Source organism: Paraburkholderia unamae, from assembly GCF_003268775.1.
GTDB classification, from domain to species: domain Bacteria; phylum Pseudomonadota; class Gammaproteobacteria; order Burkholderiales; family Burkholderiaceae; genus Paraburkholderia; species Paraburkholderia unamae.
On the sequence record NZ_QLSU01000015.1, the window covers coordinates 179,971 to 199,096 of the forward strand.

The 19,126-nt window shown below is 65.4% G+C and carries 8 protein-coding genes; 4 read left to right on the plus strand and 4 right to left on the minus strand.

All coding sequences use genetic code 11. The annotated features are described in order from the left end of the window. The first annotated feature begins 23 nt into the window (after nt 1-23). Nucleotides 24-893 (plus strand): PP2C family protein-serine/threonine phosphatase, encoded by an 870-nt coding sequence (locus C7401_RS24500; RefSeq protein ID WP_112174001.1) that lies wholly within the window; start codon nt 24-26, stop codon nt 891-893. 43 nt (nt 894-936) lie between these two features. On the opposite strand, the gene C7401_RS24505 is transcribed toward C7401_RS24500, so the two are convergent. The 4 genes from C7401_RS24505 to C7401_RS24520 all read right to left on the minus strand — a co-directional run bounded on the left by C7401_RS24505 (nt 937) and on the right by C7401_RS24520 (nt 13,253). After that, the gene (locus tag C7401_RS24505; RefSeq protein ID WP_112174002.1) at nt 937-1,467 is read right to left on the minus strand and encodes a cysteine peptidase family C39 domain-containing protein; all 531 of its coding nucleotides are present in this window, start codon (nt 1,465-1,467) and stop codon (nt 937-939) included. Between the two features lie 48 nt (nt 1,468-1,515). Next, nucleotides 1,516-9,180 carry a two-partner secretion domain-containing protein gene (locus C7401_RS24510; protein ID WP_181565674.1) on the minus strand — a complete coding sequence of 2,555 codons (7,665 nt, stop codon included), beginning with the start codon at nt 9,178-9,180 and terminating at the stop codon, nt 1,516-1,518. Nucleotides 9,181-9,268: 88 nt separating this feature from the next. Continuing rightward, nucleotides 9,269-10,987: a ShlB/FhaC/HecB family hemolysin secretion/activation protein gene (locus C7401_RS24515; protein ID WP_112174004.1), complete on the minus strand. Its 1,719-nt coding sequence runs from the start codon at nt 10,985-10,987 to the stop codon at nt 9,269-9,271. Between the two features lies 1 nt (nt 10,988). After that, complete coding sequence (locus C7401_RS24520; protein ID WP_258397216.1) at nt 10,989-13,253, minus strand: CHAT domain-containing protein; 2,265 nt, start codon at nt 13,251-13,253, stop codon at nt 10,989-10,991. 268 nt (nt 13,254-13,521) lie between these two features. Here C7401_RS24520 and C7401_RS24525 point away from each other — a divergent pair, with 268 nt between their 5' ends. From C7401_RS24525 to C7401_RS44470, 3 genes are all read left to right on the plus strand, one after another. Next, complete coding sequence (locus C7401_RS24525; RefSeq protein WP_112174044.1) at nt 13,522-15,666, plus strand: serine/threonine-protein kinase; 2,145 nt, start codon at nt 13,522-13,524, stop codon at nt 15,664-15,666. 47 nt (nt 15,667-15,713) lie between these two features. After that, nucleotides 15,714-17,594 (plus strand): murein transglycosylase A, encoded by a 1,881-nt coding sequence (mltA, locus tag C7401_RS24530; RefSeq protein WP_112174006.1) that lies wholly within the window; start codon nt 15,714-15,716, stop codon nt 17,592-17,594. 274 nt (nt 17,595-17,868) lie between these two features. Next, the gene (locus tag C7401_RS44470) at nt 17,869-18,807 is read left to right on the plus strand and encodes a hypothetical protein (RefSeq protein ID WP_146757988.1); all 939 of its coding nucleotides are present in this window, start codon (nt 17,869-17,871) and stop codon (nt 18,805-18,807) included. Nucleotides 18,808-19,126: the final 319 nt, after the last annotated feature.

Genomic DNA, 19,126 nt, shown 5'->3' on the forward strand with positions numbered 1-19,126 from the left:
ACGAACGAGGACGGGAGGCACACGTGCAACTGGCCTTCGCAAGCCTGACCGACAGGGGCGGACGGCAACGCAACGAAGACTCGCTCGGCGAATTCTCGAGCGAACGCCTGTTTTATTGCGTAGTTGCAGACGGCGCGGGCGGCCACGGCGGCGGCGACAAGGCTTCGGCGATCGTGGTCGACACCGTGCTGGCCGACCTGCGCTATTTGACGATGGCCGAATTGCCGCCCTCGGGCGAACGGCTCGCCGCCGCGCTCGCGCATGCGAACGACAATATCGTCGAAGAGCAGTCGCACGGGCCGCCTCATCTGCGCGAAATGCGCTCGACGGCGACGCTGCTCGCCATCGATCGCGAGCGACGGACTGCCGCGTGGGCGCATTGCGGCGACACCCGGCTCTATTGCTTTCGAGCGGGTTGCATCGAAGCGCAGACGCGCGACCACAGCATGGTGCAGGAAATGGTGGACGCAAGACTCCTCAGCGCCGATGCGGCGCGCCATCATCCACGGCGCAACTTGCTGTATTCGGCACTTGGCACACTGGAGGGCCTGAACGTTACGGCGCGCCCCGGGACTTTCGGGTTGCAGCCACGCGACGCGTTTCTCATCTGCACCGATGGCTTTTGGGAATACGTGGACGAGGACACCATGCTCGCGGCACTCAGCCAGGCCACGAGCCCTCGTGCCTGGCTCGACGCGCTCGGCGCACACGTGCGCGCGCTCGCAAAGCCGGGCAACGACAACTTCAGCGCGAGCGCGGTGTGGGTGGCCGGTGATACGGCTGGCGAGATGACGCTCGCCACACGGGCCGAGCCAGGCGCGGAAAAACAGAAAGTCAGTGTTACTGACGATGAAGCGACGATCATGCAACCCGTAAGGAAAGCGGACGCTTAAGGCCGCGGCGATTGCGCTGATCGAAAAAATGCTGCTTGACTCTTCATCCGCGGAGCAAAACCGTGTGCCCCGAAAACACGCCACCGGCCGGGTGAACAAGACACACCGCTGCCCGGACGTCGTTGATCACTTGATATGACGGAAGCGAGTTCAACTTGGGTTCGGACAAGCCATACCAGGGATCGAGACAGACGAGCGAACCTCCCCGTGTTCTAGCTGCACACACCACAAAGTGCCCAGCGTTGTTTGGCCAGCCGATCCTTGTAATGAACGGGAAGTCTGCCAATAAGGCGAACTCCTTGAAATTCTTGATAAAGGTTGCCGTGGCACCAAAGCCGACTCTTTGCATCGCTGAGGCAAGCGCGCCAAAAGACGCTGTCCCCTTGCCTTCCTGGTAGCCATCTGGAAGCAACTCGCAAATTTGTCGGATGCGTACTTCGCCGCCAGCAGGGCACGCCTGCTGCACGATTCGCTCGATCATATAGATACACGCAGGGCCGCAGGTGTCAGCGCGTTCCTGCAACCAGATGTACTGACTATTGCCGTCATCATCAGTATCAGTAAGCTCGGACATGGCAAGATTCCACAGTAGAAGCCGACAGCGAACATCAACCTCAACGCTTCAGAAGTCTCCACACCCATGTTGCCCGTTAAGCAGCATGCAACTGTTCAGATTGGGTTGCGAGCGCACGCGCTTCCACTCCACCGCGAGCAGGTCCTGGTTCTCTCCGGGCGGCGCGGTGGTAAAGAGCGGCTGGTTCGAGCCCACGCAAATGTTCGTACCCTGAAGGTTGTTCTCGTAGACGAAGGTCTTCTCGCTCGGTCCGAAGAAAGACTGCAAGCCGCTCACAGCGAGAGGCAAGTCGGGCGCATACGTGGGCTGCGGCACAACCACATTCAACGTGCCCGGCTGTTCGATCACGATGTAACCCACGCCTGAAAGGAATGAAGGATCGATCGCGTACTGGCCGGGCAGCGAACCGGAATTCGCGCTCGTCGAGAGCGTGCCCGACAATGCGCCAGCGGCCGTGTCGCCGTTGATGAGCCCGCTCGTCGTATACGTGAAGTTCGGGTTCGGCGCGCCCCACACTCGCGTCACGCCGTTCGCGGTTACGGTCACGGTGGGCCGCGCGACATAGACGAAGTGGTCGCCCGTGAGCGGCACGGTGCCGCCCCATACGCAGCCGGCCCCGAAACTACAGCCGTAGAAGTTAGGCTGCAACGTGTTGGGCTGTACGTTGCCGCGCGTTTCCCCAACCCAGGTGGACACCCAGATGCGCCAGCCATTATTCGCGCTCACGGAACCGGTACCGTTGTCGGTGAACACTCCGTTCTCCATCACGAGATCGATCGTGCCGCCCGCGCTCAGGTTCGTGTTGGCGCCGCCCGTCGGACCGCCTGCCGATGCCGCGCCGCCGCCAAGGCCGATACCACCCGTTGCAGCCTGAGCGAGCAGGTTGCCGGTGAGGTTCGAGTTGGTCGCGTCGATCGTGGCCGCCGTGTTCGACGCCGCATCGAACGAATGGCTCACGATCGGGCCAATCACAAAGCTCGTCGAGTTCAGGAAGTTCACGTTGCCGACGTTGAGCATGGCGAGCACGCCCACGTTGTTCTCCGGGTCGTTCAGCGTGAAATTGCCTGGGCCGTCGAGCAGCAACCCGGCCGCCTGAATGCCGCCGGGGTCCGTGACCGCGCCCGCCGAAGCCAGCGTGAGCGTGTTGGCGCCAAGCGAAATACCGTAGAGCAGTTGAATGCCCTGGCTGCCTGCGCCCAAATTCATGAGCGTCAGATTCTCGTTCATGCTGGGCTTGGTCAGCGACGTGCATGAGCTAGACGAGGCGCATACGCCACTCACCGTGATGAGTCCCGTTTGCGTGCTGGAGCCGAGCACGAATGTCGAGAAGCCGCTGAACAGTGAGAACGCCGTCGCGTCGATGCTCAGGCCTGGCGCGCCCGTGCCGAACAGTGTGATCGGTGTGCCGTCCAGCGCAGTGAAGTTGAAGGTCCCCGGGTTGACGCTCGCGGGCATCAGCGCGAGCGTGCCGTCGTTCGCCGTGATGGTCGCGCCGTCGTTGACGAAGCTGGACGTGGTGCCGTCGTTGGCAGCGCGCAGGGCGAGTGTGCCGTTGGTGCCGGCGTTGACCTTCACGGGGCCGGATGCGTAAGTGAACGTACTCGGCACAGGCGCGGCGCCGAAGGCGAGGCCGGCATCGGCCGTGTTGGTCGAACCCGCGATCGAAATCGTGGTGTTGGGCGCCGTGGCGGAGATCGTGCCGTTATAGATGAGCGTGCCGTAGTCGTATTGGGTGCCGCCGTTGGTCGGGCCCGTTGCCACGCCCCGGATGTCGATGGTGCCGGCGTTGCTGGAGGTGATCGTCGAGCCGCCGGCGACGAGGACGCCTTGGGCGTTGGTGCCGAAGCCGCTGCCGTCAATGGTAAGCGTACCGCTGCCGGTCGTGACCGAGGTGGGCGTGGTGACCGTGCCGGGCACGAGGCTCGTAAGCACCACGCCGTCCGAGGACAGGCCGCTCGCAGGCGTACCCGTCGTATTGCCCTTAAGCGTGATCGCGCCGCCGCTCGATGTGACGGTTGCGCCGACAAGATCGACCGCGACGCTGCCAGTTTGCGTCGCGGGTACGTTGCCGGTGACTGAAATGGCGCCGCTGCCAGTCTGGATCGTCGGCTGCACGGTGGTTCCAGCGGCGAAGCCGCCATCGAGATACACGCCATACGCGTAGGACGTCGCGCCCGCCGTCGTGCCGTTCAACGTCACGCCACCCTGGTCGGTCAGAATCGAACTGCCGACCGTCCACACCCCATACCCGTCCGCTGTCCCCCCCGGCGCATCGTTCACTGTTCCGGTTGCCTGCACGGTGCCGGCGTTCGCGGTTAGCAGCATGTTGCTGAGGCGCACACCGGTGCCGCTTTTCGCCACGTTGGCCGTCCCGTTGAGCGTCATCGCTCCATTGGCCGTTGTCAGCGCGCCGTTGTCGAGTTCCACGCCGCGCGCGTAATTACCGGCCGCCGTCCCTGTGATCTCGATCGTGCCGTTGCCCGTCGTTGAGAGCGTGGGGTTTGACGCGCTGCCTGGGGCGAAAACGCTGCCCGTCGGGTATGCACCGACCATGTACACGCCGTAGCTGAAGCTGAACGGCGCTCCCTGACCGGCGATTCCGCTGGTGCCGTAGAACGTAATCGAGCCGCCCGTGGAACTGACGCCGCTGTAACTGAACAGCACGCCGTTACCCAGCGCGTTCGAATTGCCGGTGATCGATACGTTGCCGGTCGTCGTCGTGAGCTTCGAATCGTAGATCCATGTCCCGTTCTTGTAGTCCACCGCGCCGGACGCGCTTTGGCCCGTGCCGACCACCGTCACGTTGCCACTCGTCGTGTCGACCGTGGTGCCGGTCAGGAGCGCGCCGGTCGCCACATGAGGGTCGGAAACCGCGCTGCTCGCCGTACCCGTAATCGAAACGTTGCCGCCTCCTGTCGATATCGAAGACGTGCCGATGGCGAAACCATATGCATTCTGCGCAGGCACCGTGCCGCTGCCGATGGCCGAAACGTTGAGCGTGCCGTTCATCGTGGCGTCGCCGCCGCCCGTGTTCAACGCGCTGCCCGAAATGGCGATGCCATATCCATAGCCCGTCGACGTCGCGGTACCGGTGAGCCCGATCGCGCCGGTTGATGTTGTGCGGATCGTGGCGTCGATCACGTCGACGCCGATCGCGTAGCCGCCCGTTGTCATACCGGGCGCCGTGGCGGTGCCGTTCAGCGTGATATTCCCTGATTGCGCCGCGAGCGTGGCGTCCCCGACCAGGACACCATAGGCATTGCCATTCGTGGCGGTGCTCGAATTGCCGTTCGACGCCGTGCCGGTCAGTCCGATCGTTCCGCTGCCGGTCACGCTGAACGCGTCGGCGGCGCTGCCGCCCGCCGTGCCGCTGTAATCGCCGGCGACAACGACGCCGCCGTTGTCGGTGCCAGCCGCGAACTCCGCGTTGCCGGTCACGGAGATCGAACCGCCGCCGGTCTGAATTCCGCTGTCGTACAGATACACGCCTGCCGAGTCGTCAGTGCGAATGCCACCGGTTGACGTGCCGTTCACTGTGACGTTGCCCATACCCGTGCCGATGAACGAATACCCGATTGCGACGCCGACTCCGGCCGCGTTCGTACCGGTGATGCCGATCGCGCCGGCTTCCGTGGTGATGTACGAATCCTCGATATCGACCGCGCTTTTGCCTGTGTCGCCGATCGTGAACGTGCCGCCGTTGGTGTCGAGCGTGAGCCCATCGAGCCGGACGACGTAGTTGCCCGGCGTCGCGTTCGGCCCCACATTCGCGTCGAATACGACATTGACCGGGCCGCCGGTCGACGTGAAAGTGACCGTGCCGTCGGTCTCCACATAGATGTTGCCCGCAGCCTGTAACGAAAATGTCGAATTGCTGCCCGAGTCGTGCACGTCATAGCCCAAGCCAATATCGCCGTTGGCCGTTACGGTCAGGTTGCCTGCCGGTGTTAGCGAGACGTCACCCTTATAAGCGACTGCTCCGAACGTTCCCGAACCGGGATCAAAAATGGCCACCTGAGCCGGAGACAGTTCGACACCCGTCGCATCGGTCAACGTCACGTTGCCGGTGCTGTTCACGGAGAGCGTGGCCACGCTATTGTTCGCGTTGGTCAGCGTGAATGTACCTGCTCCGACCAAGGCGAGCGTCCCTGCGGTCACCGGCCCGCCCTGCGTGACCGTCCCCGCCGAGGCCAACCCCAGCGTTCCGCTCGTACCGACCGAAAGCCCGTATGGCAACTGGATTCCCTGGCTGCCGCTGGCATCGTTCTCGAGCGTCAGGTTCGTGGTGAACGTTGGGCGCGTCAGCACGCACGTATCACTATTGGCAGCACAGACGCCGTCCACGGTGATGAGACCGGTCTGTGTCTTCGATCCCAGTATCACCGTGCCGACGTCCTGCGTGAGCGCCGCGAACGTAGCGGCGTCGATCGTCATGCCGGTGCCGGTGCCGAACAGCGTGATCAATGTGGCGTTCTGCGCGACGATCGCGAAGCTCGTTGGATCGACCGAGGCCGGCGCGATGACAAGCGTGCCGGCCGGCACCTGCACAGTGAGTCCGCTTGCGACGAGGCTTTTCGCCGTGTTGTCGTTGGCCGCGCGAAGTATGAGCGAGCCACCTGTACCGGTCGAAATCGCCACTGAGCCTTCGGTCGAGAAGCCGCTCACCGCGTATCCAAGCACTACGCCGTAATCAGATGTGTCGGTCGAGCCGGCAATCGAGATGCTGCCCGGAGCGCTCACCGTGGCATTGTTGATCACGACGCCGGCATCGTTTTGCGCGTTCGAGGTGCTGCCGCTCTGCTGCGGCGCGCCTCGCACCGCGCCGCGAATGTCGATTGCGCCACTGGTGGTGGTCTGAATCTTCGTAGCGTCGGTGATCAGCACACCCTCAGTACCCGAACCCGAGCCGCTGCCGTTGATACTGATCGGGCCGCTGTTCGACTGAACTGACGTCGCGCTGCCCGATGGGTTTCGCAGCACGATGCCTTGCACAGCCGCGCTCGCGGACGGTGTGCCAATACTCTGCCCGGACAGTGCGATCGCGCCGCTCGATGTACTGATTGTCGATCCGTCGATCACGGTGCCGATTCCGCCGCTGTACGTCGACGGCATGCTCCCGCTTACCGTGACGGTGCCGCCCACCGTGCTGATCGACGCGTCGTATATCTGCACGCCCTGCCCCAACGGGGCGTTACCTGCCACAGCGCCGTCGTTCCCTCCTGTCTCGCCGTTGGTTGGCGGCGAGCCAGGCCCAGTCTCGCTTTGCGTTGGCGGCGAGCCGGGCCCAGTCTCGCTTTGCGTTGGCGACGAGCCGGTCGATCCGGTGCCGCCAGTCGTTGACGGCGAGTCTGTCACCGGCGTTACGACTGGATATGAGCCGGACGCCAGTGCGTGTGTTTGTGCATCACTCCCGGTACTGCCGCTGCTCGCGACGGTGTTAACGGCGCCGGTCACGTTGACATTTCCGCTGGTCGCGCTCACTGAGCTACCTAAACCCAGTACAACGCCCGTGCTGGCGGCATTCGAGTAGACCGTGCCCGTGAGCGTCACGTTGCCGGTTGTGCCAACCAGATTCGCGAACTGGAGCCAGATACCCGAACCGCCGTTGGTCGCCCCCGCGGCAGTCGAGCCGAGCGTGCCGGTTACGGTAATCGCGCCGCCCCCGCTATCGAGCGTCGCTGCGACGGCTTGAGTGACCGGATCTGTGTAGTAGCTGCTCAGGTACACGCCCGCCGAACCTACGCCACCGGTGCTGCCGCCGGTGCCGGTGAGCGAGAGCTTGCCGCGGCTCGTGGTGATCGAACTGGTGACCAGGGAGATGCCGTCGCCGGAGCTGGTGTCCGGCACAGTGCCCGTGAGGGTAGCGTTCCCGCCAGCCGTCGAAAGCAGCGAGCTGTTGATGGAAATTGCCGTCACGGCGTTGGCGTTCGCCGGCGAGTTGCCGGTGAGCGTCAGGTCGCCGCCCTGCGTATTGATCGTCGACGAGCCGATGCCGATCGGGCTCTGACCGTTCGTGCCGATCTGCACGCTGCCACCATTTGTCGTAATGCTCGTATTCTGGAGTGTCACGACACTGCCCGGCGACGCCCCCCCGACATTCGCGTCGATCACCAGACCCAGCGCCCCCGACGTCGACGAGATGCTCGCCGCATAGCCAATCGTCACCGAGCCCGAAGCCTCCAGCGTGAATGTTGCGTTGCCGCCCGACGTTTTGGAGATCGCCGACTGGACGTTGATGTCACCGACATCGCCATCCGCGTCAGTCCCGGTAGCAATCTTCACCGACGTGCCCAGATTGAGCGCCGCGTTGATGGTGCCGTTGGTGATCGTCGTACCCGCCGTGAGGGGGCCGTACTCGACCGAGCCGCCCGGCGTGCCAACGCTCTCACTCTGATCACCGCCTTGCTCGATATAGACAGAGAACGGATCAAGCAGCCACGTGCCGGCGTTGCCTTTCGGTGCGGAGGCGTTGATCGTCGAGCCGCTCACATCGAGCGCTTGCCCCGACGTCTCGATCAACCCGCCATCGGCGCCCTGCGGACCGCCTTGCGCGCTCAACGTGCCGTAGAGCCGCGCCGCCGTCGTCCCGTAAGCAACAATATGCCCACCGTTACCGTTCGTCAGCGCATCCGCATGAATCTGCGCCGTGGGATCCATCCACACCGCGTTCGCATTCCGGATCGACGGGTCTGCGCCAGCCGCCCCGCCTCCAAACCGTACAGCGCCACCACCCGCCGCCCCACTCGCATTCACATTCGCCCCGGCGAGCAGCGCCACGTCATACCCCGTCACATCCACCTGCCCGCCTTTAAGCCCCGCGCCGCCCGAAGCATCGAGCGTGCCGGAAACGAGCGTCACGCCATTGCTGCCGCCGTCCAGAATGATGTGTCCGTCACGCTCGGCAAGACTCTGCGCTCGCACAATGCCCTGCTGGTTGATGACCGTATCCGCGAGCGCCTGCGCCGTCTGCGCGCTCATCACCACCGTGCCGCCGTCCGCGGCCAGCGTGCCGGTGTTGCCCAGCAGCGCGTTCGCAGTCCCCGCGTTGATCTTGATCGTCGTGAGCCCGTCACCGGCGAAGTCGAGTGTGATGTCGCCGCCCGCCCCCATCGCCACGGTGCCGAGCCTGGCCGCCACGGTGCCGCTGTTGGTCACCGTGCCGCCCAGCAGCGCGATGGTGCCGCCGTCGGCCGCCGTGATCGTGCCGGCGTTGGTCACGGCAGCCGGCGCTTTGCCGACGAAGTGGAAATTACCCGCAAGGAAGTCCGCATTCGAAATGCCGAGCGTGGAAGCGACAAGCGAACCCACGTTGACCGATGATCCCGGCGAGAAGATCACGCCAGCCGGATTCACGAGGAGAACCTTGCCATTCGCGCGCAGGCTGCCCGCGATCGTGCTCGGATCGTTGCCCATCACGCGGTTGAGCAGCGCCGCTTGAGCCGATGGCTGCGCGATGTTCACGGATTCGCCCGTGGCAATCGAAAACGTGTTCCAGTTGACGATGGCGTTTGGCGTGCTCTGCGTGATGTTCATCTGCGACGATGAGGGCGTGCTCACCGTCACGCCGCCCGCCACCACCTGCGCACCGGTCGGATTGGCGAACAGCAACGGCGCGTAAGCCGCCTCGAACAGCGCGGCCGCGACGCTCGCGATCGCCTTCACTTGCAGCGGCCGCACGGTGCACGCCGGCTGCGTTCTGCCACGCTTGTTCATACCGCACCCCTCGCGCCGGTTCGCGCCCGGCACCATTGCGAAACGTGGTCCGCGCCTCGCGGCCGGACCGTGCATGACGCCAGCGGCGTCAGAACGTCTTCGTCAACTGCATGTAGAACGTGGGCAGCTTGTCGTTGCCGGTGGTGTCGGGCGACGTCGTGCGCCACGCCACCGTGCCCTGCCACGAAAATCCGTACGGCAGCGAAACATACGCACCGATGCCCGCGCCGCTCCTCGTGATGTTGTTCGGCCCCTGGTTAGGACGCGGATTCGCGTTGTACCAGCCCGTGCCGAAGTCGAAGAACGTGAAGGCCGTGATCTGCGGCGTGAACGCGTAGCGCAACTCCGCAGTGGCGACGAAGCCTTCGTCGACCAATCCTTCGGAGGGCGAATAGGCACGCACCGCATGCGGGCCGCCCAGCAGGAACCGCGACGAATTGTCGAGCGTCGTCGCCGCCCACTGTCCCGAGAAGCCGAAGAAGAGGCTCATCTTTTCGGTCACTGCGTTCAGGCGGTTCGCGAAGAATGTCGCACGCACCTCGTTGCCCGCCGTATTGCGCCCGTACTGCGACTGGTCGATCAGGTAGTTCGCTTCGTCCTTGAAATGCAGGCTGCCGATGAACAGCGCGACGTCCGCGCTGTTGAAGCCGCCGCCGAACAGCGTGTCGCGGCTCTCATAGGTGAGCCCGAGGCTGCCTTCCACCATCGAGCGCCGGTTGTGGTCGTCGACCACGCCGATGTTGTCCGAGAGGTCGCGATACTCGAAGTTGGCGCGGCCTAGCAGGTTCTGGTTGCGCGTGCGCAGGATCGGATGCGTGACGGTGAGATCGGCGACGGTCGCGTCGCCGGTCGCGTCGAGCGATGAGTACTCCTTGCCGAGCGTGTAGTTCATGCGCGCCAGGGCTACGCCCACGCGCGTGCCGTAAGCGTTCACGGGCGCCTCGTAGCCAACGCGCCCGTAAGCGGTGTCGAGCCGCTCCGCACCGAGAATGCGCAAGTCGAGGTTGTCGCCAATGCCGAACGGCGAGTTCAGCCGCGCGAGCGCGCCGAGCCGCCAGGTGCCGCTCGTCGAGGCGCCGTAGTTGTCGAGGTCGGCGGCCATGGTCCAGCGCTTCGCCGGCGCGACGTTGATCGTGAGATCGACGGTGCCGGGCTCGTTGCCCGCCTCCACCGACGAGGTCACCGTAATGCCCGGCAAATCGGAAAGCAGCAGCATGGTGCGCTCGAGCACCTGCTCCTGCAACGGCGCGCCCACGGGAATCTGCTCCACGCGCTCGCGCAGGAGCGACTCCTTGATCGGCGTGCCGGCGGCCACGTCGAGCCGCACGTGACCGACGCGCCCTTCGAGCACACTGAGCTGGACGTCGCCCGAGGTCACGTCCTGTTGCGGAATCACCACCTGTGCGAGCACGTAGCCGCGGTCGCGATAGACCTGGGTGATGCGTGCGGCAATGGCCTGCAAATCCGCGAAGCTCGTCGGCTGCCCGATCTTCTCGCGCACAGGGGCGAGCAGCTCGTCGGTGGGGATCGTGTCGTTGCCCTTGAGCGTGAGGGACTTGAGCACGAACGTCGGGCCGCCCGGCTGCGCGGTCTCGCCCGGAGCCTGTGGCACCGCGGGCAGTGCGTTCTGGCCCCCCAGCGGTTCCGGGCGCGTCTCGCGCGGCTGGGTCTGGTTCAGGATGGTGCCCGAGTTCGGCGGCAAGGCCTGGTTGAGTATGGCGCCCGCGTTCGGCGGCGGCGTCTGGCCCCAAGCCAGCGCGCTACTAGCCGACACGAAGGCGGCAATCGTTCGGAGTCCTGTTCTCATGTTATATTCCGCGAGCGATGCTCAAACGCCAGCCACCCATCAGGTCGAATGGTGCCCAGAAGAACGGATGCGCAAAACGCGGCTCTTTCATCACGGCGAGCTGTGCGGCGCGCATCGCGTCAATGGCTTCTTTGCCTTGCGATAGTTGCGAATAGAAGGTGCGCATGGTGATCGCCGTAGACTCGTCGGCAACCGGCCACATCGAAACGATCAGGCTCGTCGCGCCCGCGTAAAAGAACGCCCGCGTGAAGCCGAGGATTTCATCGCCGCTCGCAATGCGCCCCAGCCCCGTCTCGCACGCGGAGAGCGTGACAAGCGAGACATTGTTGAGCTTGAGGTTGTAGACGTCGAGTGCGAGCAGCGAGTCAGGGCCGTCGGCCGGCTGGTTCGCCGGCGCGAGCAGGATGCGCGAATGGAGCGGGTCGATCGTGTCGGCTTCGGCGTGCGTGGCCACGTGCAGCACGCGGCCCGCCGGCGCGCTTTCGCGGAACTGCGCGCGCGTGGCCGCGCTTTGCAGGAACAGCGCTTTCGAGGCGAACAGCGGCGCGATGCCCTCCACCTCGGCCTGCGCACCCGGCAGCGCGAACTGTGGCGCGATTTGCGGGTTGCCGAACGCCACCAGGTTGCTCGCCACCTGCTGGCGCCGCGCCTCCAGTTGCAAGGCGATGCTCGCCGAAGGTTCGAGCGCGATGGCGTGCTGCTCGATCAGAAAGCCGTTCGGGCCGTGCAGCGCCTGGAACGGCAGATAATGCAGCGGGCCGTGCGGCACGATGACGAGTCGCTCGTCGGAACGCAGCGCGAGCGGTGCGATCAACAACTGGTAAAGCTTGTCGCCGTAGGTGATTGCGGCAGGCCGGCGGTGCACGATCGCATTGCGCACGTCGGTCACGGCAGAGTCGATATCGGCGCGCGCAAGCGGCAGCGTATGGCCCGAGAGGCCGTCCTTGCGGATCACCCACACCACGAGCGTCTTCGGCAGGCTGTGATACTCGACGATCGCCTCGTTCGGCTTTAATGCGTCGCGCACCGCCTGCAACGTAGGCACCATGCCATTCAACTGCTGGTTGTCCACGCCCGTTTCGACGCGGTTGCGCACGACGTCGAGCAGCGCGCGCGCACGGCTGCGCTCGGAGAGGTTCCAGGCGGCTTCGTAGTCGCCGGCATCGACAGTGAGCGCGATGGCTTCCTCGAAAACGCCTTGCGTATCGCCGAAAAGCCCTGTCTTGAACTCGTCGCTGCGAAAGCGCGCGCGGATCTTTTCCGAGTCGTCCACGGCCTGCAAAAAGGCTTGCCGCGCGTGCTCTTTGTCGCCGAGCGCGAGATATGCGCGGCCAATGCCCTCGTGCACCCAGAGGTTGTCGTAGTTCGCGTCGCTCGTCGCGCCCCCGGCGAGCTGCGCCTGGTAGACCTTGAGCGCCTCGGCGGGCTTGCCTTCCGCGAGCAGCAACTTGCCTTCGATACGGCCATACGCGGGCGCAAGGTCTGCGCTGGGCGGCGGGCTCGCGGCCTCCAGCGTTTGCCGTGCGGCGGCCGTGTCGCCAATGGCGATCTGCGCGTTCGCGATCGACAGCTGCACGAAAGGCCGGTAGCGCGGCGAGGCGGTCAGCATTGCTTCGTCGTAGGCGGCGAGCGCGCCCGGTGCGTCGCCACGGCGCAGGGCCACGTCGCCGAGCACCTTGTTTGCGGGAGCGAAGACCTGTTCGGGCGCCTTGGGATGCGAGGCGAGCGCCTGCTGTGCGTACTTCTGCGCGTCGTCGAGGTCGCCGGCATAGCTGTACGCGATAGCGAGATCGCGCTTGGAGAGCGCGGCGAGGTCGGCGTTATCGGTACGCTCGGCGACAACGAGCGCGCGCGCCGCCGCGTTGATGCTGTCACGGAAATCGCCGCGCTCGGCCGCCGCCACGGACATGCTGCAATATTCGTAAGCCGGCAGTTCGACGCGGTCGCGCGAAAGCAGCAGGCGGCCTTCGTCGGTGAGCGATTGCAGCGTTTCGGCATCGCGCTCGCGTTCGGCGGCTTCGCGAAAGCCCTGCGATTCTGGAGCGAGACCGGGCGCGGCGGTGCCAGCGTCGCTGGCAGTCCCGGCGGCCTGCGCCGTGGACGGCAAGAGCAACAAGCCAGGCGCGCTGGCCAGCGCGCAGCAGGCGCCAAGGCGCAGCACCCCGCGCCGGATGGATGACACCCCTCGCGCCGCGCGCGCGCAACGGGCGCTCGCGCGCAGCACGACCGTGTACCTACCCGCCACATCGAATTGAATTTTTTTCACTTCGGGCATCCTGCTGGACACTTGCGCGGGCGAGTCCGGTGCGATATCCGTACCGGGCCGTTTCAAAGACATAGACGAGCAAGCCCGCGAAATTTTGAAATCCCGATGGGTGCCCCCGACAAAATGCCTGTCCAGCTGCTACGCTTTCAAAAATCCACCGGTTCGTTCGTCTTGCAGACAAGGGTGCGCGCGCACGCGGGCGAGGCGCACGCCACGCTCTGCACACGGCGCGATGACGCGCAAGGCCATGCCCACGGAGCGAAGCCAGATGAACAGCCCTGACGACAAGACGTTGATCGTGTCCGCACCGGCCGGACAGGACGACGCGCGCGCGTCTGAAGGGGGCCGCGCATCGGCTCAGGCACCGCAGCGCGACAGCCCGGACGAAACCACCGGTACGCCGATCCCCGAGGACGACGCCACTCGCCTCGTGCCGCGCCTGCAAACGCAGGCCGCCGCGGCGCCGGCCACCCAGACCACACAGGCCGGCAGCGCCGAAGCCGGCGCACATGAGGCGCTGCCGGTCGGCACGGTGATCGCGGAGTTCGAGATCGTCGGGCTCATTGGCGAAGGCGGCTTCGGCATCGTCTATCTCGCATGGGACACCTTGCTGCGGCGCCACGTGGCGCTCAAGGAGTACATTCCGGCGTCCCTCGCCACGCGCGCCGCCAATGCGAGCAACGTGACGGTGCGCTCGCAACGCCATGAAGAAACTTTCCGCGCGGGCCTGAAAAGCTTCATCAACGAAGCCCGCTTGCTCGCGCAGTTCGACCATCACTCGCTCGTGAAGGTCTACCGGTTCTGGGAAGCGAACGGCACCGCTTACATGGTGATGCCGTATTACGAAGGCCTGACGCTCAAGGAAGCGCTGCGCCAGATGTCCACGCCGCCCGGTGAGGCATGGCTGCGAGCGCTGCTCGCACCGCTGCTGGAAGCGCTCGGCGTGCTGCACGCGGCGCAGTGCTACCACCGCGACATCGCCCCCGACAACATCATGCTGCTCAAGGGCAGCCAGCGGCCACTGCTGCTCGACTTCGGCGCGGCGCGCCGCGTGATCGGCGACATGACGCAGGCGCTCACCGTCATCCTCAAGCCCGGTTACGCGCCTGTCGAGCAATACGCGGAAGTCCCCTCGATGAAACAGGGGCCGTGGACCGACATTTACGCGCTCGCGGCGGTCGTGTACTACGCCATCAAAGGCGCGACTCCACCGGCCTCAGTCGGGAGATTGATGAGCGACAGCTACGTGCCCCTCGCGACTGTCGCGGCGGACCGTTACAGCGAGCGCTTTTTGCGCGCGATCGACCACGCCTTGGCCGTGCGGCCCGAGGATCGTCCGCAGGATGTGCAGGCGCTCGCGGCAGAGTTGGGTATTGCGCTGGGCGATGGAGCGAATGCGCCGCCGTTCGACGACGACGAGACGGGCACGGCGTCGCGGGCGGAATCGAGTGGCACCGCGCAGCGTGCCAGCCCCCCCGTTGCGCCGCCTGGCGAGAACCGCGCGCCGGCTTCGCACAGTGCGGCACGCACGCTCCCCCCCGGTCGCGCATCCAACGCGGCGACGGCGGCCGCTGCGGGCGGCAAGGGCAGCAAGCGCGGCAGCACGATCGCCGCCGTGGGGGCGGGCGTCGCGATCATTGCGGCAATCGGCGCGTGGTTCGCACTGCGGCCTTCGGGCGCGCCGCCTGCCGCCTCGACTCAGGCAAGCGCCACAACCGCCACGCCCGCAGCGCCGGCAAGCGCCACCGCCGAACTGCCACCCGTGCCGCCGCCAGCGGCCACGGCAAGCACCCCGGCAGGGACAGCCGCACTGGCTCCGGTTGCCCCTCCGGCCGCTAGCGCACCGCCAACCGAAGCCGCTGCCGCGCCGCCCTTGCCCCCCTTCACGCCGTCCGGCGAATTCGAACGCATCGTCGCGATGAGTGATCCGTCGATCCGCGTGACGACGAAGCTGCACAGCACCAGGGCGCGCATCAAGAAGGACTTCCTGCAATTCCAGGTGACGAGCAACCGCGCGGGCCACGTCTATGCGTTCATGGTCGATCCGCAGGGCGAATATCTGATGCTGCTGCCGAACCAGCGCGACAAGGCGAACAGTATCGCGGCGGGCCAAACGCTCACGCTGCCACGTGCGAGCTGGCCGATGCTCGCAGACGCGCCGGCCGGCCCGATTCATTTCCTCGTGCTCGTCTCGCCCGAGCCACGCGACTTCACCGACGCCGGGCTGCGGCAGGGCGATGTCTTTGCAGACATCCCGGCGAGTGCGCAAGCGCAGGCCGCCGCGCGGCGCACGGGCAGCGACTCGCCGTTCGCAGGCAAGGCTCGCTGCGCGCCCGGCGCGTCGACCTGCAACGACGCTTACGGCGCGGCGACGTTCCAGATTGACGTGGTAGGTAACGGCGCCGGGCAATAGCCCGGCTTCGTGTCGTCTTTCATGCGGCTGAGACTCTGGAGGCCGGAATGAACAAACCTCTCTTCGTGTTCGCCGCGGCTGTATGGCTTGCCGGTTGCGCGGGGGACAATCCCGGCAGTTCCGTGGTGATCGGACCGGCGGCGCGGCCAAACGCGCAAAGTACGGGTGTCACGGCGCAAACCGCATCGACGGGAGCAACACAGGTTGCGGCGCCATCGAGCGGCGCACCCGGAGCCGCCGCAACGGGCATCGTGTCGAACGCCGCCGCGTCTGCCCCGCCAGGCCCCGCAATCTTGCCTTCGCCGGTCTCGTCCGCCGCGCCGTCCGCCGCGCCGTCCACAGCGCCGTCCGCAGCATTGGCAGCCGCGTTCGGTACGCGCCATGCCTTCTACCAGCCCGCCCGCTTCGCTGACCTGCCGGGCTGGAGCAGCGACGACCTGGGCGGCTCGCTCGACGCCTTCCGCCGCGGCTGCGGTGTGGTCGGCGCACGCAGCGGCTGGGCCACGCCTTGCACGGCCGCGCGGTCGGTTGACGCGAATAACCCCACCGCGATCCGCCGCTTTTTCGAAACGTACTTCGACCTCTATCAGATCACCAGCGCCGAGCGCAGCCCCGACGGCACCATGACCGGCTATTACGAGCCATTGCTGAACGGCAGCAAACAGTACGGCGGCGCTTATGTGTACCCCGTCTACGGCGTTCCCGAAGACATGCTCTACCTCGACGCCCGGCGCCTGAACGGCAAAGCGCGCGGCAGCGTCACCGCGGCGCGTATCGAAGGGCGGGCGGTCATTGCGCTCCAGGACGCTCCGCCGGCTGCGCCTTCCGGTGTAAAGGGCGTCTACGCGCTCGACCTGCGCGACAGCGTGCCCGACATTCGCGACAAGAAAATCCGGCTGCGGCTGGATGGCAACCGCATCGTGCCGTACTACACGCGCGCTGAGATTGAACGCGGCGCGGCTCGCGCGCCGGTGTTGGCGTGGGTTGACGACCCCGTCATGCTGTATTCGATGCAGATGCAGGGCTCGGGCAAGATCCGCATGCGCGACGGGACGATTCGCCGTTTTGCGTATGCAGAGCAGAACGGCCGGCCGTTCCTGCCACCCATCGCGCATGCTGGACAAACCGGCGGGCATCGACTGATGGTCCGTGGACTCGACGTCGATATCGACGTTACCGACGACGACAACCCCATCACGCTCGCCGACGCCAACGGTGCGCATCCGTCCGACAACGGCGGCGGCCCGACACCCTCGGCAAGCTCGAACGACAACGAAGACGACCAGCCCGTCTCGCCGCTGCTGCGCGGTTTCAAGCTCGCCGCCGCAACACCTTCGAGCACCGGCTCGGCGGGGCCCGCCACGGCGAGCGCGCCGCGGCCCGCGAACAAGAGTGCGACAGCAGCAACAGGCGGCGCGTCATCGAGCCCCGGCGCGGACATTGCAACGGCGCTGGGCGCGGGTGCGCCGGTCAAACACAGCTTCGCGACCTCGGACCCGAGCTACGTCTTTTTCCGCCCGATTCCCGATTCGCCTAACGGCCCGACGGGGGCGCTCGGCGTGCCGCTTTCGGCGGGCCGGTCGGTGGCGGTCGATCCGCGTACGACGCCGCTCGGTTCGCCGGTGTTCGTCGCAACGCGCGACGATCCGCAAACGCCCGGTGCCGTAAACCGGCTGATGATGGCGCAGGACTCGGGCGGTGCAATTCAGGGCGCGGTGCGCGCTGACTATTTCTATGGCTTCGGTCAGGCGGCGCAGAGCGCGGCGAGTCGCACGAAGGAACATTTGCGCATGTGGCTGCTGCTGCCGAAGGGGTTGCATGTGGCAGCGCAGGAAACGGCGACGAAAACGCGAGGGATGGCGGCGCCTGCGACGGCGGATTGTCTGGTTGCTGATTCGCAGTTTTGCGTGGATGACAGTTCGCCTTGAGGGCAGTGGCAAGCGCAAATTGTCGATAGCGATTGGGGCAATTGAGTCTAGGACACGAACATGCGCTGGACCTGGTGATTCCAGTGAAACGCATTCGCCAGCCGCGCGGATACGGACTGGTTCGTACTGCTTCGACTCTGGACTCGCACATGTGTCCATACACGCAAGATCGCATCAAGTTGCTACGTCAAGCACAGGTTGAAGCTCCCCCTTGAAACGGCCTCGGAAAAGCCACCTGCGCTTTTGGCACGAAAACGGAATATGGAGTTCTTCGATGGCAAATTTTCAAAAGCATGGCGAAAACGTCAATGGCCGCGTGCTCCACACGTCGCCCGGCAAGCTCTACGAGTTGGGCGTCTGGGGGCCGGTCGATACCCGGACAATGACGGAACTCGATGTGTCGATCCGGCCAGCCAGCGCGTTGGTGACCGTGAAACGAGCAGGCATGGTTCCCGGTCAGAACGTACGCATATGGCAGCTCATCGGGCTTCCGGTTGGCCGGTTCGTCGTCGAAGCCAGGGACGGCGGCGGGTCCGTCTGGACGTCCGTCACGATCGACACCACACCGCAGCCGCAGGAGGCCGCAGCCGGTGGAAGAAAGTACACCGATAACCCCAACGAACAGGTTACGAAACGCACTACGCCGACCGCTCGAGACGTTGTCACCATGCTGATGGCGGCATGGAGTGATCTGACTCAAAATGGAGCCCGCACACTGGCCGCGCAATTTATGGCCGAAACCGGTAGTGGGCGCTATTGCTTTAACTGGAATCTCGGCAACGTAAAAGCTGGGCCGAACGAACCGCATATGTATCTGCGGGGGGTCTGGGAAGTCGATAGCGTGGCGGGTGCGCAAACGCAGGTTGCCAACGCAGGCGGCCTCGCGCACGTCGCAAGCGACGACGAAATCAAGAAGCACGGTTGGGGCTGCCGCGCAGGCGAATCGATAGCCGTGTTCGATCCACCGCATCCACAGTGCCGCTTCCGCGCGTACGGTTCCTTGACTGAAGGCGCAAAGCGCTGGCTCGGACGCTATCAGAAGATCGCCCAGCGCAACGCAGACTTTCTCACGTCGCTGAACAATGGTGACACCGCCGCGGTCGCGCATCTGCTCAAGCAGACCCACTACTACACGGCCGATGAGGATAAGTATGCAAGCGCGATGGCGCGAACCAAGGTACAGGTGGATCGTGAATTGGGGCCGCTCCAATGAGATATGCCTCAATTGCCCCCATTCTGGCGCTCGGCGCAGCAATTGCGGTAATCGCGGCCACTGCGCCAACGGCGCTCGGGGCGGGTGCTGCCACAGCCCCGCCCACTTCTGAGCCGAACGCAACGTACCGTCCAGGGACCATCGCAACAGCCGGGCGCCCGCTCTGGCTACGGCTCCAGAATGGCGAACTGACGTTTTGCGACACGCGAGGAACACGCAAGCTGGACCTCGCAACGGGGCGCGATATCGCACTCTCTCAGCCGTGCACAAGCGCCGTCGAACCGAATACTGCGTGTTCCGGCGTCGATCCCGATGTGTC